Here is a 4,554-nt window from a genome sequence, read left to right as displayed (position 1 = left end):
CGCGGGTCAGGCCGCGCCGCAGGGGCGCCGTCGCCTGGAAGAGCCCCGAGAAGGCGTCGCCGACCAGCCAGACCGGCTCGTGGGCGGTGAGCGCCGTCCGCCGTCCGGCCAGGTCCGCCGTGAACCCGTCGGGCAGTCCGAAGCGCCGGACCTCCTCCAGGGCGTCGCCCAGCGCGGGCACGTCGTCGCGGACGTGGACCCGGGTGGGGGCCCCGCCGAGCCCCGCGGCGTGGGCCTCGATGGTGCACAGCAGCTGCAGCGGAGACTCGACCAGCGCTCCCGCGAGCCGCGTCGGTCGCGGCGGGTCGTGATGGACGGTCGACACGAGGGGAAGTGTCTCACGGCGAGGGAAGGCGAGGACCCGCCAGGCCCCTGACCTGGGGAGTCCGACGGATCTGGTAGGTTTTCGCGGCGACCCGCTAGGCTTTTGATGGTCGGTCGAAACCGGCCTGCCCTCCACAGACAGGTATTTCACACACCGTGAGCACACCCACCACCGATGCGGCCGCAGCCGGTGTCCGCCCCTCCCGCGGCGGTGCGCCGAAGCCGCCGCCGCCGTTGGTCCCCGAGACCACCTCGGCCGAGCGAGCGGCCCTGGCGGAGCAGTACGGCCTGCGCCGTCTGAACGTCCGCCCGCCACTCCGTGAGTACATCCGGGACCTGGCCGGGCGCTGGAACTTCATCCGCGTCCTGGCGACGTCGACGGCCTACGCCAAGAACCAGAGCAACTACCTCGGCCAGCTCTGGGCCGTGCTGAACCCGATCCTGAACGCGGCCGTCTACGTGCTGATCTTCGGGGTCCTGCTGGGCGTCAACCGGCACGTCGAGAACTCCATCGCGTTCATCGTGATCGGCGTCTTCATCTTCCGGTTCATCGAGTCGTCGGTCACCGGCGGCGCCAAGTCGATCAGCGGCAAGACCCAGCTGCTGCGGTCGCTGCACTTCCCCAGGGCCGTGCTGCCCATGTCGACCGTGCTGTCGCTGCTCGCGACGCTCGTGCCGGCGCTGGCGGTCATGTGCGTCATCGTGCTGCTGAGCGGGCTCATCCCCGGCTACCAGATGATGACGATCACGTGGTGGTGGCTGCTCCTGCCCGCCGCCGTCACGCTGCTGTGGATCTTCAACACGGGCCTGGCGTTCTTCATGGCCCGGATCGTGGCCACCACGCCTGACCTCGACAACATCATCGGCTTCGTCATGCGCGTGGTGATGTACGGGTCGGGCGTGATCTTCCCGCTGGCCGGCTACATCGAGCGGATGGGCATCTCGGAGGGCGCCAAGGTCGTGCTCGGCGGCATCCTCGAGTACCAGCCCGTCGCGGTCTACCTGTACCTGGTGCGCTCGTGCCTGACGCAGGAGCCGTCCATCCCGCAGAGCGGGCTCATGTGGGCGCTCGGCGCCGCCTGGGCAGTAGTGATCTTCGTGATCGGCTTCGTCGTCTTCTGGCGGGGCGAGGAGAGGTACGGACGTGACTGAGGCCGACGCACACATGGACTTCGACCTCGAGCTCGAGCCCGAGGACATCGGCGAGACGCCGCCCGAGACACCGATCGGCGACCCCTGCCTCGTGGTGGACGACCTGCACGTCGTCTACCGCGTCATCGGCGGCCGTGCCAAGAAGGAGGCGGCCAAGGGCGCGAACGTCCGCGAGGTGGAGGTCAAGCAGTCCTTCTTCCGTCGCCTGATCAGCTCCAGCCGCCAGCACGTCGGCGCGGTGAGCGAGGTGCACGCCGTGCGCGGCATCTCGTTCACCGTCCGGCACGGCGAGTCGGTCGGGATCGTGGGCGTCAACGGCTCCGGCAAGAGCACGCTGCTGCGCGCGATCGCCGGCCTGATGCCGCCGAAGTCCGGCAGCGTCCACGTCTCGGGCGAGCCGTCGCTGCTCGGCGTCAACGCGGCGCTCATGCCGCAGCTCACGGGCGAGCGGAACATCATGATCGGCGGCCTGGCCCTGGGCCTGACGCCCAAGCAGGTCGAGGAGCGCTTCGACGACGTCGTGGAGTTCGCCGGGATCGGTGACTTCGTGTACCTCCCGATGAAGACCTACTCCTCGGGCATGGGCGCCCGGCTGCGCTTCGCCATCTCGTCAGCCGCGTCGCCGGACATCCTGATGATCGACGAGGCGCTCGCCACGGGCGACGCCGCCTTCAAGGCGCGGTCCAAGGCCCGGATCGAGGAGGTGCGCGAGAACGCCGGCACGGTGTTCCTCGTCAGTCACTCGATCTCGACGATCGAGGCGATGTGTACCCGCACGCTGTGGGTGCACGAGGGCAAGCTCGTGATGGACGGCCCCACCATGGAGGTCGCCGAGCGGTACAAGGAGTTCGTCCGGGCCCAGCGCCCGCAGGGCCGCAAGGGCGGCCGCCGTCCCGGCAACCGGAACGGCAACGGCAACGGGAAGGGCGCGGCCCGCAAGGTGGACGCCTGACGGCCGCCGCCCGGCACGACGCGCGGGCCGGAGCGGCAGTGGGCCGCGGAGCACGAAGGGCCGCATCCCCTCGGGGGTGGCGGCCCTTCGCGCGTGCGGCCGGTCGTCAGTGCGAGTCGGCCAGCTCGATCAGGGTGGCGTGGTCCTTCTCGAACCGCGCCGTGTACTCGTCGTACAGGAGCTGGTCCACGCCGTTCGCCGCACGGAGCCGGGTCACGGCCGCGGACTCCTCGGTGCCGCGGTCCGGCTGACCGGACGCGCCGCGGTGGCCCACACGGTCGGCGATGAGCGCGCCTGTCGAGGCCGCCGCGGCGAGGTGGCTGGCCTCCAGGTGGCGCATCGTGCCGACGAGGTGGAACCGCTCGTCGAGCGTCTCCCGGCACATGCGCAGCAGGTCGTCCTCGCTCAGGCGGGCCGTCGCCTCGAGCCAGTACATCTCCTCCTCGGCCCGGATGGACTCGAACTGGCCGGCGCCCGCGAACCGCTTGCCGAAGGGGACGCGGAGGTCCGGGTGTGTCGTGACGATCTGGCGGGCGAGCATGTTCGTCATGCCGTGCTCGAGCGTGTACGCGATGTGGTCGTCGAACGTCGGGGACTTGTCGAGCGTCGGCACGATCCCCGGGGTGGAGAGCCGCTTGAAGTAGCCGGAGCGGATCTGCGACACCGGGTCGCGCAGCACCGTGAAGTAGCTGAGCTCCCGGCCGGGGAACGTCAGCGGGAACGGGTGGTGCTGGTGCACCATCATCAGCCGCTCGGCGTCCTCCGCGGACATCTCCAGCGCGTGCTCGATCTGCAGCAGGCCGTGCCGCCGGTTGATCTGCACCATCCGGCCCCACGGGACGAGCCGCTTGAGCGCGACGACCATGCTGGTGCCGCCCGAGAACGGCAGGTGGAAGAACACGGGCAGCGCCGCGCCGCCGGGCGCCTGCCGCTGCAGCCGGGCGTACTCCACGGAGAGGGCGTCCTCGCCCCAGACGGTCAGGTGTGCGTCGTCGTCCGCGTCCGGCGGGAACTGCTTGTCGAGCCGCTCGGCCAGTGCGCGCGCGAGGTCCTCACGCCCTGCCCCCGCGAGCGCGGTGACCAGGATCAGCCAGTCCTTGTGCTTCGGGCCGCCGACCACGAACTCCGGCTCGATGTCGACCACCTCGTCGAACCGCCCGGCCGCGGCGAGCAGCACGGGCAGCCAGTTCTTGGCGCCCTCGTTGCCGAAGGCGGTGGCCAGTGTCGAGACGATCCCGATGATCATGCCGTCCCAGTCGCTGAACCGCTTGGTCAGCGCACGGCGGCGCATGGCGGCTACCTCGAGCCTGGTGACCTCCTCGCCACGGGCGTGCCGCACCATGAGGTCCGAGAACTCCTTGAGCACCTCGTCCCTGCGGTTGCGGCCGACCACCTCGGGGCCGAAGGCGCCCCGGAACTTGGCGCCCGTCACCCGTCCCCTGGAGTAGCCCTGTCGCCAGTCCAGCGTTCTCGTCCTAGTCATCAACTGCTCCAGTTCCATCTGATCTACGTGCCGTCGCCCCTGGCGTCTCCGCGACGGCATGGCCGCGGCCGGGTGTGTTCCGCTACCCGGTCGCACTGAGGTGGGCGCGTACGGCGCCCACTGCCGTGTCGACGGACACGACTGACGTATCGATGACGAGCTCGGCGTCGTCGGGCTCCTCGTAGGGTGAGGAGATGCCCGTGAACTCGGCGATCTCGCCGGCCCGCGCCCGGGCGTAGAAGCCCTTGCGGTCGCGGGCCTCGCACACCTCGAGCGGCGTGCTGACGTGCACCAGGACGAACCTGGCCCCGGCGTCCTCGGCCATGGCCCGGACCTTCGCCCGGCCGGCCGCGAACGGCGCGATCGGGGCCGCCACGGCGATGCCGCCGTGCTTGGCCACGAGCGCGGCCACGTAGCCGATGCGTTCCACGTTGGTCTCGCGGGACTCGCGGTCGAAGCCGAGCCCCTTCGAGAGGTGCTGGCGCACCTCGTCGCCGTCCAGCAGCGTGGTGCCCTGGCCGTCGTCCTCCAGCTCGGCGGCCAGCGCACGCGCCACCGTCGACTTGCCGGAGCCCGACAGGCCCGTGAAGAACACGACGGTTCCCCGCCGGTGGCCGCCGCTCGCGGCGCGCACCACCTCGGC

4 protein-coding genes and 1 pseudogene are annotated in these 4,554 nt (G+C 70.8%); 2 read left to right on the top strand and 3 right to left on the bottom strand.

Features of this window, described 5'->3' with window-relative positions:
• Nucleotides 1–325, bottom strand: a pseudogene (locus PROKR_RS33695) (hypothetical protein); the annotation flags it as partial.
• 155 nt (nt 326–480) lie between these two features.
• Here PROKR_RS33695 and PROKR_RS03405 point away from each other — a divergent pair.
• Both PROKR_RS03405 and PROKR_RS03400 read left to right on the top strand, forming a co-directional pair.
• Complete coding sequence (locus PROKR_RS03405; protein ID WP_036959510.1) at nt 481–1,476, top strand: ABC transporter permease; 996 nt, start codon at nt 481–483, stop codon at nt 1,474–1,476.
• A complete protein-coding gene (locus tag PROKR_RS03400; protein WP_084800225.1) occupies nt 1,469–2,428 on the top strand; it encodes an ABC transporter ATP-binding protein in 960 nt (319 codons plus the stop codon). The genes PROKR_RS03405 and PROKR_RS03400 overlap by 8 nt, the downstream gene beginning before the upstream one ends.
• Nucleotides 2,429–2,534: 106 nt before the next feature.
• Here PROKR_RS03400 and PROKR_RS03395 read toward each other — a convergent pair whose 3' ends face one another.
• Together PROKR_RS03395 and cysC are read right to left on the bottom strand one after the other, a co-directional pair.
• The gene (locus PROKR_RS03395) at nt 2,535–3,911 is read right to left on the bottom strand and encodes a hypothetical protein (RefSeq protein ID WP_142039244.1); all 1,377 of its coding nucleotides are present in this window, start codon (nt 3,909–3,911) and stop codon (nt 2,535–2,537) included.
• Nucleotides 3,912–3,993: 82 nt separating this feature from the next.
• On the bottom strand, nt 3,994–4,554 hold a 561-nt coding region (gene cysC / locus PROKR_RS03390; protein ID WP_084800224.1), incomplete at its 5' end, for an adenylyl-sulfate kinase.

It is taken from the genome of Promicromonospora kroppenstedtii DSM 19349, assembly GCF_000515355.1.
GTDB lineage: Bacteria > Actinomycetota > Actinomycetes > Actinomycetales > Cellulomonadaceae > Promicromonospora > Promicromonospora kroppenstedtii.
The sequence above is the reverse complement of the archived record's forward strand: the minus strand, read 5'-3'. Positions and strand labels throughout refer to the sequence as shown.